The following is a 20,780-nucleotide window of genomic DNA, read 5'->3' as shown; positions in this document are numbered from 1 at the left end:
ACCATGAATGTGATGTTCGAAGAACGCCCCGGCCTGCACGGCTTCCGCATCGGCATCGCCACGCTCGATGCCGAGAAGAGCCTCAATGCCCTGAGCCTGCCTATGATCGAGGCGCTCAGTCATCAACTGAAAACCTGGGCCGAAGACGCCCAGATAGCCTGCGTGGTACTGCGCGGCAATGGCGGCAAGGCGTTCTGCGCCGGCGGCGACGTGCGCAAGCTGGTCGATGCCTGCCGCGAGCAGCCCGGCGAAGTCCCGACCCTCGCCCGCCGCTTCTTCGCCGACGAGTACCGCCTGGACTACCTCATCCACACCTATCCGAAGCCGCTGCTCTGCTGGGCTCACGGCTACGTGATGGGCGGTGGCATGGGCCTGATGCAGGGCGCCGGTGTACGCATCGTCACCCCGAGCAGTCGCCTGGCGATGCCGGAGATCAGCATCGGCCTGTATCCCGATGTCGGCGCCAGTTGGTTCCTCGCCCGCCTGCCGGGCAGTCTCGGCCTGTTCCTCGGCCTGACCGCCACGCAGATGAATGCCCGCGATGCGCTGGACCTGGACCTGGCCGACCGCTTCCTGCTCGACACCCAGCAGGACGACCTGATCGACGGCCTGGTGCAACTGAACTGGCGCGAGCAGAGCGACGTGCAACTGCACAGCCTGCTCCGCGCACTGGAGCGCGAGGCCCGCGCGGAACTGCCGGAGGCCCAGTTGCTGCCACGCCGCGAACGTCTCGATGCACTACTGGACTGCGCCAGCGTAGCCGACGCCTGGCAGGCGCTGACCGCCCTCGCCGGGGACGACGATGCACTGATCGCCCGCGGTGCGAAGACGCTGGCCTCGGGCTGTCCGCTGACCGCCCGGCTGGTCTGGGAACAGATCCGCCGCGCGCGCCATCTGTCGATCGCCGAAGTGTTCCGCATGGAATACGCAATGAGCCTGAACTGCTGCCGCCACCCGGAATTCCCCGAGGGCGTGCGTGCCCGGCTGATCGACAAGGACAACGCCCCGCACTGGCACTGGCCGGATATCGCTGCCATACCTGATGCAGTAGTGAATGCGCACTTCGACGCCACCTGGGAGGGCGAGCACCCGCTGGCAGACCTCTAGCCGGCCCCTTCCACCGCAGGTTGAGGCCTACCACGCGCGCCTCCTCCTGCGGGCTCTCCCTGCACTGGAGTGCCTGTCGTCCAACAGGAGGAAACCGCATGCAAACCATCGCCTTCATCGGTCTCGGCCACATGGGAGCGCCTATGGCCGCCAACCTGATCAAGGCTGGCTACCTGCTGCGCGTGTTCGATCTGGTGCAAAGCGCCATCGACGGCCTGGTCGCCCAGGGCGCCAGCGCGGCGCGCAGCGCCCACGACGCGGTGGACGGCGCCGACGTGGTGGTGACCATGCTGCCGGCCAGCCAGCACGTCGAGGGCATCTACCTGGGCGACGAGGGACTGCTGGCCCACATCGCGCCCGGCACGCTCGTGCTGGAGTGCTCCACTATCGCCCCCGCCTCAGCCCGCAAGGTCCACCAGGCCGCCGCCGAACGCGGCATACCGATGCTCGACGCGCCGGTATCCGGCGGCACCGGTGGCGCCATCGCCGGTACCCTGACCTTCATGGTCGGCGGCGATCCGGAGGTGCTCGAACGTGCCCGTCCGGTGTTCTCTGTCATGGGCCGCAACATCTTCCATGCCGGGCGCGACGGCGCCGGCCAGGTAGCCAAGGTGTGCAACAACCAGTTGCTCGCCGTGCTGATGATCGGCACCGCCGAATCCCTCGCCCTGGGCGCGGCCAACGGCCTGGACCCAGCCGTACTGTCGGAAATCATGCGCCGCAGCTCCGGTGGCAACTGGGCGCTGGAGGTCTACAACCCGTGGCCCGGGGTAATGGAGAACGCCCCCGCGTCGCGCGGCTACACCGGCGGCTTCATGGCCTCGCTGATGACAAAGGACCTCGGGCTCGCCCAGGAAGCCGCCCAGGTCAGCGGCAACAGCACGCCGATGGGCAGCCTGGCGCTGGCGCTGTATCGCCTGTTGCTCAAACAGGGGCACGGCGAGCAGGACTTCTCGGTGGTGCAGAAGCTTTTCGACTCCTGAGGCGAAATCCGGCGGCTGGCAGCTACGCTCGAGCAGACCGATACCTCTCGACGCCGGAGCCCCGCCAGTTGAAACACTTCCTGCTGCGTTACCGCTTCCGCCTGCTGCTGGGCTCGATCATCCTGGTCGTCGCGCTGCTGGCCTTCCCCTCGCCACCGCTGCCGCTGGAACTGGGCAGCCTGGTGCTGATGGTGCTGGCGGCGCTCAACACACTGCGCATCCGCAGCACACTGTTCCACTTCATCTGCCTGGCCGGCACTGTCAGCCTTGGCATGCTGTTCATTCCCAGCGACTGGAACCTGCAACCCCTGCTGCACCAGGGCATCCCGCAGGTGTGCTTCTACCTGCTGCTGGTGGTGGCACTGTTCCGCCGCGTCACCCAGGAGCGCCCGGTCACCGGCGAGCTGCTCTACGGCCTGTGCTCGCTTTACCTGAACTTCATACTGGTGTTCGCCTTCGCCTACAACCTGATCGAGCAACTGTGGCCGAACAGCTTCACCGGCAATGCCCCGCTGCACCTGGACAGCTTCATCTACTTCAGCATGATCACCCTCACCACCATCGGCTACGGCGACATCGCCCCGGTGTTCCCGCTGGCTCGCCTGCTGGCCGGCGCCGAAGCCATCATGGGCGCGCTGTTCATCGCCCTGGCGGTGGCGCGCGGCCTGAGCCTGATGAGAGATCAGGACGAAGGATTGTGAAGCAGGACTTACGAGTGCATGGCAATGACGGGCATTTATCCGCCACCACCAAACGCCGAAGATGATTCACCCGTCGCAACCGCGCGACCTCCCGCGAAAAGGTGATTCCATGAACATTGCCCTGATCGGCGCCACCGGCCACGTCGGCCACTACTTCCTCGAAGAAGCCCTGCGCCGCGGCCACCGCGTCACCGCGCTGGTCCGCGACCCAGTGAAACTGGCGGCACGCGACAACCTCAAGGTGGTCCAGGCCGACGTCTACGATCCGGCGCAGATCGCCCGCGCCGTCGCCGGCCACGACGTGGTGGTCAGCGCCTTCAATGCCGGCTGGGGCAACCCCGACATCCGCGACGCCCACGCCCGCGGCAGCCGCGCCATCGTCGACGGCGTGAAGGCATCCGGGATAAAGCGCCTGCTGGTCCTGGGCGGCGCCGGCAGCCTGGAAATCGCTCCCGGCCAGCGCCTGGTCGATAGCCCGGCATTCCCCGAGCAGTGGAAACAGGGCGCACTGGGCGCCGCTGACGCGCTGGAACAACTGCGCGCCGAGCGGGAGCTGGACTGGGCCTTCCTCAGCCCGGCAATGCTGCTCGAAGGCGAGACCCGCACCGGCAGCTTCCGCATCGGCGCAGACCAGGTGCTGTTCGACGACAAGGGCGAAAGCCGTATCTCCCTGCCAGACCTTGCCGTAGCGATGATCGATGAAGCCGAACAGGCCAACCACCACCAGCAGCGGTTTACCGTGGCGTACTGATCGGCGTCGGCGGGTTCACGGACAAGGTCCGCGCCTGCGCAAGCAACGCACGCCAGCGCTGAAGCCTGACGCAGGACAGGTGGAGACCGTTGCGTGATCGTTGATGGGTGGAACGCAGCGATACCCATCCGTTGCGCGCCACTCCACCCGCGGCGACGCTCCTGCGAAACCGGTTAGCCCGGTCCGCAGGAGTGGATGCCAGGCCGATCAGCGCTCCCGCAGCGCCTCCGCCCTGGCCCGCAGGATGGGCTTGAGCAGGTAGCTCAGGATGCTTTTCTTGCCGGTCATGATGTCTACCGTGGCGATCATCCCCGGGATGATCAGCAGCGGCTTGTCGTCGCTGCCCAGGTGGCTTTTGCGAGTGCGCAGCTTGATCAGGTAGAAGCTGTTGCCATCGTCGTCGGTGACGGTGTCGGCGCCGATCTGCTCAAGATCCGCCTCCAGTCCGCCGTAGATGGTGTAGTCGTACGCGGTGAACTTGACCATCGCGTGCTGCCCCGGCCGCAGGAAGGCGATGTCCTGCGGGCGGATGCGCGCCTCCACCAGCAGGGTATCGTCCAGCGGGACGATTTCCACCAGATCGCTGCCTGGCTGGATCACCCCGCCAATGGTATTCACCAGCAGTTGCTTGACGATGCCGCGCACCGGCGAGGTAACCAGCGTGCGGTTGACCCGGTCTTCCAGCGCCTTGCCGGTGGCCTCGGCCTTGCTCAGGTCGGTACGCGCCTCGTTGAGTTCCTTCAGCGCTTCGCTACGGAAGCGCGACTGGGTCTCGGCGACCTTGCGCTCGACTTCCTTCACCGCCGCCTCGGCGCGCGGGATAGCCAATGTGGTGGCATCGAGCTGGCCGCGGTTCTCCACCTCCGAACGCTTCAGGCGCAGCAGCTCCACCTGCGACATTGCGCCCTGCGCCACCAGTGGCGCGGACATGGAAATCTCTTCGCGCAGCAGGCCCAGGCTGTTGCGGTACTGCGCCTGCTTGGAAACGAACTCGCGCAGCTCCTGCTGCTTCTGCACCAATTGCTGCTCCAGGCCGGCGACTTCGTCCTTGAGCTGCTGCTGGCGGCTGTGGAACAACGCCTCCTCGCTGCTGGCCTGGCCGGGCACCTTGGCGCGCACGTCGTCGGGAATGTTCAGCGGGCGGTCTTCCACCTCGGCGGACAGGCGCTCGACGCGCAGGAACATGGCCAGGCGATCAGCCTCGGTCTCGCCGACGTTGGATTCGAAACGGGTCGGGTCCAGGCGCATCAGTTGCTCGCCGGCCTGCACCACTTCGCCTTCGCGGACGAATATCTGCGAGACGATGCCGCCTTCCAGGTTCTGGATCTTCTGCACCTTGGAGGACGGGATCGCCTTGCCCTCGCCACGGGTGACTTCGTCGATTTCGGCGAAATGTGCCCACAGGCCGAGGAACAGCACGAAGCCGATCAACACCCAGATGGTAAGCCGCACCACGCGCGGGGCATCTTCCACCAGTGCCTTGCTGACCTCGGGGAGCGGCTGGCCGGAGAGGTTGTCGCCGCCCTTGAAATAGCCGCCGATGGTGTGACGAATGCTGCCTTTGGGATCAAGCGACACTGATCTGCCCCTTCTTCAATGCGTCCATCACCACGTCCTTCGGACCGTCGGCGATGATGCGCCCCTTGTCGATGATCACCAGGCGATCCACCAGGCTGAGCATGGAAGCACGGTGCGTGACCAGCAGCAGCGTCTTGTCACCGATGATTCCGTTCAGGCGCTGTTTCAGGCGCTCTTCGCCGGCGTTGTCCATCGAGCTGGTCGGCTCGTCCAGCAGCAGGATCGGCGGGTCGAGCAGCAGCGCGCGGGCCAGAGCAACGTTCTGCCGCTGGCCGCCGGAAAGGCTCAGGCCGCGCTCGCCGACCTGCAGTTCGTAGCCTTGCGGGTGCAGCCGGACGAACTCGTTCACGCCGGTCAGCTCGGCCACTTCCAGCACACGCTCGTCATCGACGTAGCGTGCCCCGCAAACCAGGTTGTCGCGCAGTGTGCCGCTGAACAGGCTGATGTCCTGCGGCACGTAGCCTATGTTGTGGCGCAGCTCGCTGATGTCGAGCTGGCGCACGTCGGCGCCGTCCACCAGGAGGTTGCCGCTCTCGGGCTGGTAGAGGCCGACGATCAGCTTGGCCAGTGAGCTCTTGCCCGAGCCGCTGCGGCCGATGATGCCGACCTTCTCGCCGGGGCGTATCTGCAGGTTGACACCATGCAGCGCTGCCACCTGCTGGTTGGGATAGACGAAATCGAGGTCGCGCAGCTCGATGCCGCCACGCAGTTGCGAGCGGGTCAGCGGACGCTCCTCGGCGCTGCGCTCCTGCGGCAGCTCCATCATCTGGTTGGTGGTTTCCATCGAGAGGCGCGCCTGCTGGTAGCGCTGGATCAGCCCGGACAACTGCGTCAGCGGGCCGAGGGCGCGCCCATTGAGCATGTAGCAGGCGATCAGGCCACCCATCGACAGGTCGCCGGCGATGATCAGGTAGACGCCGCCGATGATCATGATCACGCCGGCCAGCGCCTGGATCAGCACGGTGATGTTCATCGCCAGCGACGACAGCAGCTTCACCCGCAGCTCCAGGCGGCTGAGGGTGCCGATGGTCTGTTCCCAGAGGTACTGGCGCTCGCTTTCGGCGTTGTTCACCTTCACCGCGTCGAGGCTGGCCAGGGTTTCGATCAGGCTCGACTGGCGCTCGGCGGAGAGCGCCATCGTGCGGTTCATGGTTTCCACCAGCGGTTTCTGCAGTATCCAGCCGAGGCCCGCGGCCAGCGGGAACGCCACCAGCGGCACGAACACCAGCGGCCCGCCGATGATACCGATCACCAGAAGGATCAACAGGGTGAACGGCAGGTCGATCAGGGTCGTGAGGGTCAGCGAGTTGAGGAAGTCGCGTAGCGTCTGGAACTCATGGATATTCTGCGCAAAGCTGCCGACCCGCGCCGGGCGGAACTTCATGCTCATGCCGACGATGCGCTCGAACAGCGTCGCCGAGATGATCAGGTCGGTCTTCTTGCCGGCCAGGTCCAGGCACAGTCCGCGCATGGTCTTGAGCAGCAGGTCGAACAGGTAGGCACCGCTGATGCCGATGGCCAGCACCCACAGGGTGGCGGCGGCCTGGTTGGGCACCACGCGGTCGTACACGTTCATCACGAACAGCGGCGCTGCCAGAGCGATCAGGTTGATCAGCAGGCTGGCGGCCACCGCGTCGACATAGAGCCAGCGCGAACGCTTGAGGGTATCGCGGAACCAGTGGCGGGCCCGCGGGATGAGCTCGCCGTGCTGCAGGTCGAACTTGTGCTGCGGCTGGGCGAAGAACGTCTGGCCACTGTAGTCCTCGGCGAGCAACTCACGCGTCACGCGCACCTCGCCGCCGTCGCTTTCGCTCAACAGCAAACGCGCCTGGCCATCGGCATCCCACCCCAGCAGCACCGCGCAGCGGCCTTCGCGCAACAACAGCATGGCCGGCAGCGCAAGCGCCGGGATCTGCTCCAGCCGCCGTTGCAGCAAGCGCCCCTGCAAGCCGGCGCGAGCGGCCGCGCGTGGCAGCAGCTCGGCGGAGAGGCGCTGCCCCGGCAGTGGCAGGCCGCTGGTCAGCATTGCCCGGCTGGCCGGCTTCTGGTGCAACTGACAGAGCGTCAGCAGGCTGTCCAGCAGCGGGTCATCGAGCAGACCGCGCGGATCGTGACTGGAGGAAACTCGACTGACTTCTTGATCCACGCGTAGACACTCTCGGTTGGGGGCTGCCTTGGCCGGGCCTTGGCAGCGGCTCAGTTCAGGCCCGGCAGTTGTACTTGCGGCTTGATGTCGTTACTCACCACGGTCGCCATCGGCGCAACCACACCCTGGCTCTTGAGCAGTTCGCCCAGGGTGGCCTTGATGCGGTACTGGGTGAACAGTTCGGTGTACTTCAGGTCGACCAGGCGGCGCGAAGCGTTGAACAGTTCGTTCTCGCTGTCCAGCAGATCGAGCAGCGTGCGCTCGCCGATGGTGAACTGCTTCTGGTACGCCTCGCGCACACGGGTGCTGTAGTCCACGTACTGGCGGGCAATTGGCAGTTGGTCGCGGGCGTTGGCCAGGGCGTTCCAGGACAATCCGAGTTCCTCGTTCAACTGGCGCAGGGCGTTGTTGCGGATATCCAGCGCCTGGCTGGCCTGGTAGGACTTGGCTTCCAGCTCGGCCTTGTTGCTGCCACCGGCGAACAGGTTGTAGCGCATACGCAACATGGCCTGCCATTCGTTGTTGTGGCCCGGATCGCCGTCGACGTTGTTATCGGCACCGCGCGAAAGTTCTGCATCGAATCTCGGATAGAAGGTCGACTTCGCCGCTTCGTACTGCTTCTCCGCCGCCGCCACATCCGACTCCGCCGAACGCAGGATCGGACTGTTTTCCAGCAACTGGCGGCGAGCCGCCTGCAGGTCGGCCGGCAGTTGGCCGCTCAGGCCGGCCGGCTCATCCAGATCCACTGGCTCGCTGCCGACCACGCTGTAGTAGTTGGTGCGCGCATCGGCCAGGTTGGTCTGCTCGGTAAACAGATTGTTCTGCGCCTGGGCCAGGCGCGCCTCGGCCTGATCCTGGTCCGCCAGACGACCGACGCCGCGCGCGCTGCGCAGGCTGATCTGGTCGTAGACCTGCTGGTGGCGCTTCAGGTTGGCTTCGGCCAGGCGGACCATTTCCTGGCGGCGCAGCACGTCGGTGTAGACCTGGGCGACGTCCAGCGCGGTGCGCTCGGAAGTGCCGAGCAGCGCATACGCCCGGGAATTCACAGTGGCCTGCTGGCGGCCCACCTCGCTGGAGGTGGCGAAGCCGTCGAACACCATCTGCTGCAGGCGCAGGCTGGATTCGCCGCGGTTCATGGTCTTCCAGTGATCGTTGCCCTGGGCTCGGGTGGATGGCGAATCGGTACCCTCGCGGCCATAGCCACCCAGCAGGTCGACAGACGGCAGATAACCGCCCTGCGCGGCGCGAAGCTGCTTGTCGGCAGCCAGCCGGCTGTTAACGCCGGCCTGGATTTCCGGGTGGTAGTCCATCGCCTTCTGCATCGCTTGCGAGAGCGTATCGGCGTGGGCAGGCAGGACGAATGAAAGGGCGAAGGGCACTACAGAAGCGAATCGCAGGCGCATGGGAAAACATCCTTATCAGAGAGATAACCGCAGCGATTCGATTTCCGCAAAAGGCGTCAAAAGACTGGCGAATAGCTGCAAAGGGCTCATCAAAAACCGTGATGCAATTCACGCTAATTTTTTTACGTGAACGCCCGATATCAAAGTGACATCGATTTGCCAATTGTTTAGGATGGCTGGCGAATGGTCAATACATTGGCATATACGCAATTTCGATTGGATATAAGCCAATAGATTGACGCCAGATATTTCGCTCTGAGTGACAAGGGAATGTGCCCCTGATGCCGATATCCAGAAATCGGCCCGGCTGGCACACCAGGTAAGCCTCATCAGGAGAAGTTCATGAGCAGCGTCGTCGCCGTCGTCAAAAGCATCATCGGACAAGTAGTTGCGGTATCCCCCGAGGGTGCCCAGCGTGTCCTCGTCGAAGGTGACCGCATCTACCAGGGTGAACAGCTGGTCACCGGTGCTGCCGGCGCCGTGACGCTGGATACCGGCGATGGCCGTACGGTCGATCTGGGCCGCGATAGCCAATGGAGCGGTGCCGATCTGCCACACAACACTCCTGCACATGCGCAGGCGCAGCCCACCACACCGAGCACCGAGGACCTGCAGAAGGCCATCGCCGCCGGCCTCGACCCGACCCAGGCCCTGGCCCCCACCGCAGCCGGTCCGAGCGCGGCCTCCTCCGGCGGCTCCGGCGTAGCCGGCGGCAGCCACAGCTTCGTGATGCTCGACGAGACCGCGGGCCGGGTCGATCCGACCGTAGGCTTCCCCACTGCCGGCGCTGGCCAGACCTTCGGCCTGCTGCAGCAGGAGCAGGCCCTGCTCGCCGACACATCGAACCAGCCGTCGCCGAACAACGCTCCGCAAGGCCAGGACGCTGCGCTGGTGACAGACGAAGATACCCCGGTCAGTGGCCGCCTGGTCGCCAACGATCCCGATGGCAACCCGCTGCGCTTCGACCTGGGCGACAGCCCGCGCAATGGCACCGTCGTGGTCAACCCCGATGGCACCTATACCTACACCCCGGGGCAGAACTTCAACGGCAACGACAGCTTCACCGTGATCGTCGATGACGGCCAGGGTGGCCGCGACACCATCACCGTCAATGTCGGCGTGAACCCGGTGAACGACGCGCCGGTTGCCGTCAATGACGGTCCGGTTTCCGTCACCGAAGACACCCCGGCCACCGGCAATGTGCTGGCCAACGACACCGATGTCGACGGCGACGTTCTAACCGTCACCGGTTTCACCTTCGGCGGCACCACTGTCAACGCCGGTCAGACTGCCACCGTTAACGGCGTCGGCTCCCTGGTGATCAAGGCCGACGGCAGCTTCATCTTTACGCCGGCACCGAACTACAACGGCCCGGTGCCAACCGCGACCTATACCATCACTGACGGTTCGATCACCGCCTCGGCGAAGCTGAGCTTCTCCGATGTCACCCCGGTGAATGACGCACCGGTTGCGGTCAATGACGGCCCGGTCTCGGTGACCGAAGACACCCCGGCCACCGGCAATGTGCTGGCCAACGACAGCGACCCGGAAGGCGATGCGCTGACCGTCACCGGCTTCACCTTCGGCGGCACCACCGTCAACGCAGGCCAGAGTGCGACCATCAACGGCGTCGGCAGCCTGGTCATCAACAGTGACGGCAGCTTCACCTTCACCCCGGCGCCGGACTACAACGGCCCAGTGCCAACCGCCACCTACACCGTCAGCGACGGCAAGCTGAGTTCCACGGCGGCGCTGAGCTTTGCCAACGTCACCCCGGTCAACGATGCGCCGCAGACCAACGACAACAGCACCACGGGCAACGAAGACTCGCAGCTCATCATCAAACTCAGCGGCTCGGATATCGACGGAAACGTCGACCACTTCATCATCAAGACCCTGCCGGCCAATGGCACCCTGATGTTCAACGGCGTGGCGCTGGCCGTTGGCGACAGCGTCCCGGCCACCGGCAATACCGCCTCCGTCACCTTCATGCCCAACGCCAACTGGAACGGATCCAACAACTTCCAGTTCGCCGCCGTGGACAACCTTGGCCTGGAAGACCCAACTCCAGCCACCGGCACCATCACAGTAAACCCGGTGAACGACGCGCCGGTTGCGGTCAACGATGGCCCGTTCTCCGTGACCGAAGACACCCCGGCCACCGGCAATGTGTTGACCAACGACACCGATGTCGATGGCGACGTTCTGACCGTCACCGGCTTCACCTTCGGCGGCACCACTGTCAACGCAGGCCAGAGTGCGACCATCAACGGCGTCGGCAGCCTGGTCATCAACAGTGACGGCAGCTTCACCTTTACGCCTGCACCGAACTACAACGGCCCGGTGCCAACCGCGACCTATACCATCACTGACGGTTCGATCACCGCCTCGGCGAAGCTGAGCTTCTCCGATGTCACCCCGGTGAATGACGCGCCCGTTGCGGTCAATGACGGCCCGGTCTCGGTGACCGAAGACACCCCGGCCACCGGCAATGTGCTGGCCAACGACAGCGACCCGGAAGGTGATGCGCTGACCGTCACCGGCTTCACCTTCGGCGGCACCACCGTCAACGCAGGCCAGAGTGCGACCATCAACGGCGTCGGCAGCCTGGTCATCAACAGTGACGGCAGCTTCACCTTCACCCCGGCGCCGGACTACAACGGCCCGGTGCCAACCGCCACCTACACCGTCAGCGACGGCAAGCTGAGCTCCACGGCGGAGCTGAGCTTTGCCAACGTCACCCCGGTCAACGATGCGCCGCAGACCAACGACAACAGCACCACGGGCAACGAAGACTCGCAGCTCATCATCAAACTCAGCGGCTCGGATATCGACGGAAACGTCGACCACTTCATCATCAAGACCCTGCCGGCCAATGGCACCCTGATGTTCAACGGCGTGGCGCTGGCCGTTGGCGACAGCGTCCCGGCCACCGGCAATACCGCCTCCGTCACCTTCATGCCCAACGCCAACTGGAACGGATCCAACAACTTCCAGTTCGCCGCCGTGGACAACCTTGGCCTGGAAGACCCAACTCCAGCCACCGGCACCATCACGGTAAACCCGGTGAACGACGCGCCGGTTGCGGTCAATGACGGCCCGGTCTCGGTGACCGAAGACACCCCGGCCACCGGCAATGTGCTGGCCAACGACAGCGACCCGGAAGGTGATGCGCTGACCGTCACCGGCTTCACCTTCGGCGGCACCACTGTCAACGCAGGCCAGAGTGCGACCATCAACGGCGTCGGCAGCCTGGTCATCAACAGTGACGGCAGCTTCACCTTTACGCCTGCACCGAACTACAACGGCCCGGTGCCAACCGCGACCTATACCATCACTGACGGTTCGATCACCGCCTCGGCGAAGCTGAGCTTCTCCGATGTCACCCCGGTGAATGACGCGCCCGTTGCGGTCAATGACGGCCCGGTCTCGGTGACCGAAGACACCCCGGCCACCGGTAATGTGTTGACCAACGACACCGATGTCGATGGCGACGTTCTGACCGTCACCGGTTTCACCTTCGGCGGCACCACTGTCAACGCCGGTCAGACCGCCACCGTCAACGGTGTTGGCTCGCTGGTTATCAACAGTGACGGCAGCTTCACCTTCATGCCGGCCAAGGATTACAACGGCCCGGTGCCAACCGCCACCTACACCGTCAGCGACGGCAAGCTCACCGCCACGGCCGATCTCAGCTTCGCCAATGTCACCCCAGTGAACGACGCGCCGATCGCCCGGCCCGACAACGCCACCGTCAACGAGGACAGCTCGGTCAAGATCAACGTGCTGGCCAACGACACCGATGTGGACGGCGACCCGCTGACGGTCACCAGCGCCAGCGCCGGCCAGGGCACCCTGACGATCAACAACGACGGCACCCTGAATTACACACCGAAGGCCAACTTCAGCGGCACCGACACCATCACGTACACCATCAGCGACGGCAAAGGCGGCACCGCCGTCTCGACAGTGAACGTGAACGTCATCGCCGTGGCCGACAAACCGAACCTGAGCCTCGACGGCAGCAACGGCCATCCGCCGGCCACCGGCCTGACCGTGCAGACCTGGACCAATCTGGCGGGGCTGGGCAGCAACGGCGATGGCGTCTCGCCGTCCACCCTGCAGTCGGTGATCGACAACGCCGGCAAGCCCTCCAGCGAGGGCTCGACCAACAGCGTCAGCAACTCCAGCGTCAACGCCGGCACCGCCAACAAGGTCAGCGGCCTGATTTTCCTGGAAGCCGGCCACACCTATACCTTCGCCGGCGTGGGCGACGACAGCATTCGCCTGGTCATCGGCGGCAACAAGATCGCAGAAGCCACCTGGGCCGGCTCCGGCGGCACCAGTGGCAAGTTCAGCGGCACCTTCACGCCAACCGAGAGCGGCTACTACACCATCGCTCTCTACCAACATAACCAGAGCGGTCCGGGCAGCTACAACCTGACCATCTCCGACAACGGCAGCACACCGCAAACCGTCGGCACCGGCAGTTCGCTGGTCTACCACAACACGTCCGAACTGGCTGGCGCCGGCGAGCGCCTGGGCGACCTGGTAGGCAGCAACGGCCAGGGCCACTACACCGTCTTCGGGGTCAACGAGGGCAACGAAGACACCAGCATCCCGCTGTCGAAGATCAATGCCTCGCTGGTCGACACCGACGGTTCGGAAAGCCTGGCGATCAGCATCGGCAGCATCCCCGCAGGTGGCACCCTGAGTGACGGCACCCACAGCTTCACCGCTGATGCCAGCCACACCAGTGTCGACATCACCGGGTGGAACCTGTCCAAGCTGACCTTCACTCCGCCGGCCAATGCCAACGGCACCATTACCCTGCAGGTGAGCGCCACTGCGACCGAAGCGAGCAACAATGACAAGGCGACCACCACCCTGCCGCTGGATATCCAGGTTCACGCGGTCAACGATGCGCCGACGGCCACCAACCAGAATGTCGCCGTTGATGAAGACACCGTGCTCAAGGGCCAGATCGTCGCCAATGATGTCGACCACGACACCCTGAGCTATGCGGTCAAGACGGGGACCGCCCACGGCACCCTGACCGTCGACAGTGCCACCGGGGCATACACCTACACCCCGAAACACGACTACAACGGCCCGGACAGCTTCACCGTGACTGTCAGCGATGGCCGCGGCGGCAGCGTCGATAGCGTGGTGAACATCAACGTTACGCCGGTCAACGATGCGCCGGTATTCACCAGCGCGGCAACACTGACCACCGCCGAGGACAACGCCAAGAGCGGCCAGCTCACCGCCACCGACGCGGACGGCGACACCATCACCTTCGCCCTGAAGACCGGCGGCAATGCCCAGCACGGCAACGTGGTGGTCAATGCCAACGGCAGCTTCACCTACACCCCGGGCAAGGACTACAACGGCCCGGACAGCTTCACCGTGCTCGCCAACGACGGCCACGGCGGCATCACCGAGCAGGTGATCGACGTCAACGTCACCCCGGTGAACGACGCACCCAATGGCGCCGACGCGACCATCACGCTCAACGAAGACAGCAGCCGCCCCTTCAGCGCAGTGGACTTCGGCTTCAGCGACGTGGACCAGGGCGACAGCCTGAGCGCCGTGCGTATCGACAGTCTGCCGACCGCGGGCAGCCTGACCTTCAACGGCAAGGCAGTAACCCAGGGCCAGGTGATCGCCGCCGACCAGTTGGGCGGCCTGGTGTTCACTCCGGCCGCTAATGGCAACGGCAGCAGCTATGCCAACTTCACCTTCTCGGTGAGGGACAGCAACAACGCCTTCGACCCAACGCCGAACAAGATCACCTTCAACGTCACGCCGGTGAACGATGCGCCGGTGGCGGTGGACGACAGCTACAGCATCAGCGGCCTGCAGGGTAACTACTGGGGCTATCGCGAGAACGTCGACGGCGCCAACCTGACCAACCTCAGCCAGGTCGGCGCCTTCATCGCCGGCCGCGCGCCGAGCGCCACCTTCACCGCCACCTCGGTGAACTACGGCAATGGCGTAAACAGCGACCTGGGCGCGGACAAGCAGTTGCAGAAGTTCCTCGGCGCCGATGCGGCGTCGCTGAACACCGACCCGACCAACACTTCCGACGCGATCATCCAGCTCACCGGTTCGATCAACCTGAAGGCCGGCAACTACCAGTTCCAGGTCACTGCCGATGACGGCTTCAGCATCCGCATCGACGGCGTCGAAGTGTTCAACTTCGACGGCAACCAGAGCCCTACCGTCAGACAGTCGGCGGTATTCAATATCGCCCAGAGCGGCGATCACCAGATCGAGATCCTTTACTGGGACCAGGGCGGCAATGCCCAGCTCAAGGTCGAGATGCGGCCCCAGGGCGGCACCTACAGCGTGCTCGGCGGCAGCAGCCTGAGTCATCCGGTGGTGAGCGAACTGGTCACCAATGAAGACCAGCCGCTGACCATCGCCGCCAAGACCCTGCTGGGCAACGACACCGACGTGGATGGCGACACCCTGTCGATCATCAGTGTGCAAGGCGCGGTGAACGGCACGGTCAGGCTGGAGAATGGCAACGTCATCTTCACCCCGACCAAGGACTACAACGGCACCGCAAGCTTCACCTACACCATCAGCGATGGAAACGGCGGCGTTTCCACCGCTACCGTCACCCTGGGCGTGAACCCGGTGAACGATGCGCCACAGGCGAAGAACGACAGCCAGTCCACCGGCGAGAACAGCGTGCTCAGCGGCCAGGTGCCCGCCGCCACCGACATCGACAGCGCGGTCAACACCACCGGCTATGCGCTGGCACAAGGAGTGGGCGCCGGCAACGGGAATCTGGTCTTCAACGCCAACGGCAGCTACGTGTTCGACCCCGGTAGCGATTTCGACTCGCTCAACGCCGGCGAATCCCGCCAGGTGAGCTTCAGCTACACGGCCAAGGACGCCCAGGGTGCGGTGAGCGTGCCCGCCGTTGTGACCATCACCGTCAATGGCAGCAACGATGCGCCGACCGGCGCCGACAAGACCGTCACCCTCAACGAGGACGGCAGCCGCAGCTTCAGCGCAGCCGACTTCGGCTTCGCCGACAAGGACAGTGGCGATGCCCTCAAGGCGATCCGCATCGACAGCCTGCCGGGCGCTGGCAGCCTGACCCTCAACGGCCAGTCGGTGACCGCCGGCCAGGTCATTGCCGTGGGCCTGCTCGCCAGCCTGGTCTACACCCCGCTGGCCAATGCCGCCGGCAACGCCTACGCCACCCTGAAGTTCTCGGTGCAGGACAGCCACGACAGCTTCTCCAGCAGCCCCAGCACCATCACCTTCAACGTCACGCCGGTAAGCGACGCGCCGGTGTCGGCCGACGGCTCGGCCAGCCTCTACGCCGGCAAGACCTACACCTTCGGGCTCAAGGACTTCGCCTTCAGCGACATCGCCGACTCCGCCAATGGCCAATCGCACAGCCTGCAGGCAGTCATCATCAAGGCGCTGCCGGACTCCGGCACGCTGTGGCTCAACGGCGTCAAGGTGACGGCCGGACAGGCAGTCAGCACCAGCGACCTCGCCGGCGGCAAGCTGACCTACGTACCGGACGCCTCCGGCAGCAACGCCCACTTCACCTTCGCCGTGAAGGACAGTGGCGGTACCGCCAACGGTGGTGCCGACACATCGGCGACCTATGGCTTCGACCTCCATGTCGGCCAGGTACAGATCCCGAGCACCACACCCAATGGCGACAACACCCTGGTCGGCGGCTCGGGCGACGATGTGATCCTCGGCGACGTTGGCGGCCTGCTGACCACCACCCAGCCGGGCACCAACTACAACATCGCCCTCATCGTCGATACCTCCGGCAGCATGCAGTACAACCTCGCCGGACAGGGCAACGCGGCCTACGCGGACTCGCGAATGAAGCTGGTGAAGGATGCGCTGATCAATCTGGCCAACGAACTGAAGGACCACGACGGGGTGATCAACATCACCCTGATCGGCTTCTCCGCCAGCGCCAGCATCAAGGTCAGCATCGCGGACCTCACCAGCCTTAATGTCGAAGACCTGATCACCGCCATCGGCCGTACCGAGACCACTGGTCTCCGGGCCGACGGCGGCACCAACTACCAGGCCGCCTTCGACCAGGCGGTGAGCTGGTTCAACGCAGCGGCGCAGAAGAACAACGGTTACGAAAACCTGACCCTGTTCCTCACCGACGGCGACCCGACCCAATCGACGAGCTTTGGCAACGGCACCGCCACCACGGCGGATGTGGTGCGCGAGTCGGTGCAGTCCTTCGCCAACCTGAGCGGCGTGAGCGACGTCCGTGCAATCGGCATCGGCAATGGCATCAACGAAAACATCCTGAAGTTCTTCGACAACAGCAACGTGACCGGCAACGGCACGGTGAGCTTCGATACCAGTACGACCAGCACGCTGCATAACTTCAGCGACAGCAGCCTGGCCGGCTGGGAGCTGGCCAGCAAAGGCAATGGCAACGGAACCAGCATCGACTATGGGTTCTTCACCGGCTACCGGATGAAGATGGTCGACAGCAACAGCAACGGTTCCACTACCGCCGCCAGCCCGAAGATGGAAGTGACCAGCGGCACCACGTCCAGCTTCAGCTTCAGCATCAGCGAGACGCTGAATACCCGCGACACCTTCGAGTGGCGCCTGGAGAAACTGGTGAACGGCACCTGGAGCACCATCTCCGACTCCGGCATCCTCGACTCGTCGACCAATAGTGCGACCATCACCACCAAGACCGTGGGTGAAGGCACCTATCGCTTCGAGTTCATCCTCACCGACAACTCCAGCTCGGACAGGGCGACGGTCTACGTCGACGACGTCAAGCAGACCGTCAATACGTCAAGCCCGGTGACCGGCCCGGCCGGCCAGGTGGACATCGTCAATAGCGCCAGCGAACTGCACGGCGCCCTGCACGGTGGCTCCACCAACTCCGAACTGGCGCCGTCAGGCCACGACACCATCCTGGGCGGCGCCGGCGACGATATTCTGTTCGGCGACAGTATCAACACCGACAACCTGCCCTGGGGCGTCAATGGCAACCCGACCAAGCCGGCCGACCTGCCGGCGGGTTCCGGCGTCAGCGCGCTGTCGGCGTTCCTGGAGGCGAAGAACGGCCATGCGGCCACCACCGAAGAGATGTACAGCTACATCAAGGCCAACCACGCACAGTTCAACGTCGAAGGCGATACTCGTGGCGGCAACGACATCCTCAACGGTGGCGACGGCAACGACATCCTTTACGGACAGGGTGGCAACGACATCCTGATCGGGGGAGACGGCAACGACATCCTCTTCGGCGGCACGGGCAACGACCAGTTGATCGGCGGCAAGGGCAACGACATCCTCACCGGCGGTGCGGGCGCCGATACCTTCAACTGGAAGGCAGGCGATACCGGCAACGACACCGTCACCGACTTCAAGTACAGCGAAGGGGATCGCATCGACATCAGCGACCTGCTGCCCGATACCGCGCAGAACGACATTCTCAGCTATCTGAAGGTGGACACCGCGACCTCGACCCTGCAGGTCAGCACCACCGGCCAGGTCGCCACCAGCGCGGATGTCACCATCAAACTGAGCGGCGTGGACCTGACCACCTACGGTTCCACCTCCTCGGAGATCGTCAGCAAGCTGGTGGCGGGCTCCGATCCGGTGGTCAAGACTGAGCATCACTGACCCGCGGTTGCCGCAACGCGGCGAAACGGTCAGGCTCCACACAGCGACAGCGCGGCTACCCTCCGGGGTGGCCGCGTTGTCGTACCTTCATCGCAGACACATGGGGACGGGCCGATGCTGTACATCCAGCGCAACGCCGAGGGAAAACTGGCGCGCGTCGAAGACGCCGAGTTCGACGGGATGACCGGCACGCTACCGGCGGACCACCCGGACATTCAGGCGTGGCAGGCCACCGCCAGCAGCCTGCTGCAACTCAAGCAGAGCGACCTGGACATGATCCGGGTACTGGAAGACCTGATCTCGGTGCTGATCACCAAGGGCGTCATCCGCATCACCGACCTGCCACCGGCGGCGCGTTCCAAGCTGCTCAACCGGACCCAGGCGCGGGAAGCCCTGGGCGGGTTGACGCGGCTGATCAACGATGATGAAGAAACGGGGCTGATCTGAGCCCCGTTCTTCTTTCTGCGCAATGCGGGCGGGCCGTGCGCCCGCCGCGAATCAGCCCGCCATCACCACGGCGCCGGGGCGCCGAACAACCGCCCCTGCACGCCGTGAATGCCCATCTCGCGCAACACGCGGAACTCCCCTTCGGTCTCCACGCGCTCGGCGATCAGCGGCAGGTCGATGCTATGCGCGGCCCGCTGCATCGCCTCGATGAACAGGCGCTTGTCGTTCTCCTGGTCGATGGCGCGGATATGGCTGCCATCCACCTTCAGGTAGGCCAGGCCCAGGCGGGCAAGGTTGCCGATCATGCTGAAGCGCCCGCCGAAATGCTGCAGGCTGAGGCTGTAGCCCAGCTCGCGCAGACGCCGGGTCAGGACTTCGAGCACCGACTGCGCCGGTAGCTGGTCTTCTTCCAGCTCCAGCGTCAGACGCCCGGCGAACTGCGGATGCTGGCGCAGCAGATCGAAGACCCGGGTGGTCGCCCACTCATCGCGCAGCAGTGCCGCCGACAGGTTCAGCGCCAGCGGGCGGTCGTGGGTCGCCAGGTCGGCGAGCACGCTTTCCAGCATCAGCAGATCCAGCCGCGCAGTCCAGCCGAAGCGATCCAGCCACGGCAGGAAGCGCCCGGCGGCGATGTTGCCGCCCTGCCCGTCCGGCAGGCGCGAGAGTACCTTGTGGTGCAGGATCCGCTGCGGATCGGCGCAGGCCACCACCGGCTGGAAATACAACTGGAAGCGCTTGTGCACCAGCGCCTGATCCAGCAACTGATGCCAGGCGTGGCGTTCCTCGGCGACCGGGCTGGCACCGCCCTGCAGGAATGCCCAGCAGCAGTCACCCTCGCGTTCGGCCAGGGCCAGCGCCTCGTCGGCCCGCACCAGCAGCGACTGCACGGACTCGCCGGAAACGAACGGCACCAGCCCGATGCTGGCTACCGGGCTCACATCGCTGGCCCCGGTGCTGGTCAGCGTGGCGAGCATGCTTTCCAGGCGCGCAGCCAGGGCCGGCGCCTCCTCAGGCATCAGGCCCGGCGCGAGCATCACGAACTCGCCGCCGCGGCTGCGCGCCAGCGTGATGCCGGCGCCCAGTCCCTGGCCGGCCAGGCGCAACTGATCGGCCACCGCCTTGAGCAACTGGTCGACACGCTGGCCGCCCAGGCGCTGGTTCAGCCCGGCCAGGTCGCGCACCCGCAGCACCAGCAGCAGGCCGCTGCTGACCTGGTCCTCGGCGCTCAGCCGCGCCTGCAACTGCATATCGAAGAAACGCCGGTTGCCCAGGCCGGTGAGGCTGTCCTGATAGGCTTCGTCGCGTAGCCGCTCGCTGCGTTCGGCCTGTTCCTGGAACAGCGCCTTGAGCTTTTCCACCATCTGGTTCATTGCCTGCACCACCCGGCGCAGCTCCGGTGTGCGTGGCAGCTCCGGCACGCTGAGGAACTCGCGGCGGGCGATGGCGTGGGACTGCTCCACCATGTAGTCCAGCGGCTTGAGCTGGCGGCGCAGCAGGATCGCCCCGAGCACGCCGCTGGCCACGCCGCACAGCGCCAGCCAGAGCAGGCTGCCCAGCGCGCTCTGCCAAAGCTTGGCAATGGCGAACATCGGGTGGCTGAGCACTTCGACCCGCGCCGCCTGGGTCCAGCCACGGCTGACGATGGCGTCGCCGCCGGCCGAATGCAGGTCGATCAGCGAGACGAACCACTGCGGCACCTTCGCCGCCACCGCATCGGGCACGCCGGTGCGCTGGACGATCACCTTGCCGGTGGCCAGGTCCACCACGCGAATGCTTTCGAAGTAGCCGCTATCGAAGATCGAGCTGACCATCAGCTCGACCATAGCCGGGTCATCGATGTTCGGCGTCAGCGACAGCCCCAGCGCGGTGGCGGCATCCTGGGCGTGGGAGCGGAGCTGGTTGACGTACTGCTCGCGCGAGCTTTCCAGGCTGACCATGAAGCTGCCGCTGAAGGCGATGACCAGGAACAGGCAGATGGCGATGAGCAATTGTTTGAACAGGGACATC

The 20,780-nt window shown here is 65.1% G+C and carries 10 protein-coding genes; 6 read left to right on the top strand and 4 right to left on the bottom strand.

The window, feature by feature from the left end:
* Positions 1–3: 3 nt before the first annotated feature.
* The 4 genes from OU419_RS07025 (at position 4) to OU419_RS07010 (ending at position 3,542) form a co-directional block, all read left to right on the top strand.
* Positions 4–1,107, top strand: a complete 1,104-nt coding sequence (locus OU419_RS07025; RefSeq protein WP_254471721.1) for an enoyl-CoA hydratase/isomerase family protein — start codon at positions 4–6, stop codon at positions 1,105–1,107.
* A 98-nt stretch (positions 1,108–1,205) separates the two neighbouring features.
* Entirely contained in the window at positions 1,206–2,090 is an 885-nt protein-coding gene (gene mmsB / locus OU419_RS07020; RefSeq protein ID WP_254471722.1) for a 3-hydroxyisobutyrate dehydrogenase, read from the top strand.
* 68 nt (positions 2,091–2,158) lie between these two features.
* A complete protein-coding gene (locus tag OU419_RS07015) occupies positions 2,159–2,791 on the top strand; it encodes a potassium channel family protein (protein WP_254471723.1) in 633 nt (210 codons plus the stop codon).
* Between the two features lie 109 nt (positions 2,792–2,900).
* On the top strand, positions 2,901–3,542 hold the full coding sequence (locus OU419_RS07010) for an NAD(P)-dependent oxidoreductase (protein ID WP_254471724.1): 642 nt from the start codon (positions 2,901–2,903) through the stop codon (positions 3,540–3,542).
* 207 nt (positions 3,543–3,749) lie between these two features.
* Here OU419_RS07010 and OU419_RS07005 read toward each other — a convergent pair whose 3' ends face one another.
* The 3 genes from OU419_RS07005 to OU419_RS06995 are packed head-to-tail and all read right to left on the bottom strand — an operon-like array spanning position 3,750 to position 8,669.
* Complete coding sequence (locus OU419_RS07005) at positions 3,750–5,120, bottom strand: HlyD family type I secretion periplasmic adaptor subunit (RefSeq protein WP_254471725.1); 1,371 nt, start codon at positions 5,118–5,120, stop codon at positions 3,750–3,752.
* Positions 5,110–7,266, bottom strand: a complete 2,157-nt coding sequence (locus OU419_RS07000; RefSeq protein WP_254471726.1) for a type I secretion system permease/ATPase — start codon at positions 7,264–7,266, stop codon at positions 5,110–5,112. Before OU419_RS07000 ends, OU419_RS07005 begins: the two co-directional genes overlap by 11 nt.
* 50 nt (positions 7,267–7,316) lie before the next feature.
* Positions 7,317–8,669 carry a TolC family outer membrane protein gene (locus tag OU419_RS06995; RefSeq protein ID WP_254471727.1) on the bottom strand — a complete coding sequence of 451 codons (1,353 nt, stop codon included), beginning with the start codon at positions 8,667–8,669 and terminating at the stop codon, positions 7,317–7,319.
* A gap of 342 nt (positions 8,670–9,011) precedes the next feature.
* On the opposite strand from OU419_RS06995, the gene OU419_RS06990 reads away from it, so the two are divergent.
* Together OU419_RS06990 and OU419_RS06985 are read left to right on the top strand one after the other, a co-directional pair.
* Positions 9,012–18,326, top strand: coding sequence for a retention module-containing protein (locus OU419_RS06990; protein WP_268173296.1), 9,315 nt, complete (start codon positions 9,012–9,014; stop codon positions 18,324–18,326).
* 114 nt (positions 18,327–18,440) lie between these two features.
* Positions 18,441–18,773 carry a tryptophan synthase subunit beta gene (locus OU419_RS06985; protein WP_254471729.1) on the top strand — a complete coding sequence of 111 codons (333 nt, stop codon included), beginning with the start codon at positions 18,441–18,443 and terminating at the stop codon, positions 18,771–18,773.
* 62 nt (positions 18,774–18,835) lie between these two features.
* Here the strand turns inward: OU419_RS06985 and lapD are convergent, their stop codons facing one another.
* Positions 18,836–20,779, bottom strand: a complete 1,944-nt coding sequence (gene lapD / locus OU419_RS06980) for a cyclic di-GMP receptor LapD (RefSeq protein ID WP_254471730.1) — start codon at positions 20,777–20,779, stop codon at positions 18,836–18,838.
* Between the last annotated feature and the right edge of the window lies 1 nt (position 20,780).

The sequence above is a fragment of the Pseudomonas triclosanedens genome (assembly GCF_026686735.1).
Classification (GTDB): Bacteria; Pseudomonadota; Gammaproteobacteria; order Pseudomonadales; family Pseudomonadaceae; genus Pseudomonas; species Pseudomonas triclosanedens.
This window is presented reverse-complemented; position numbering and strand designations above follow the sequence as displayed.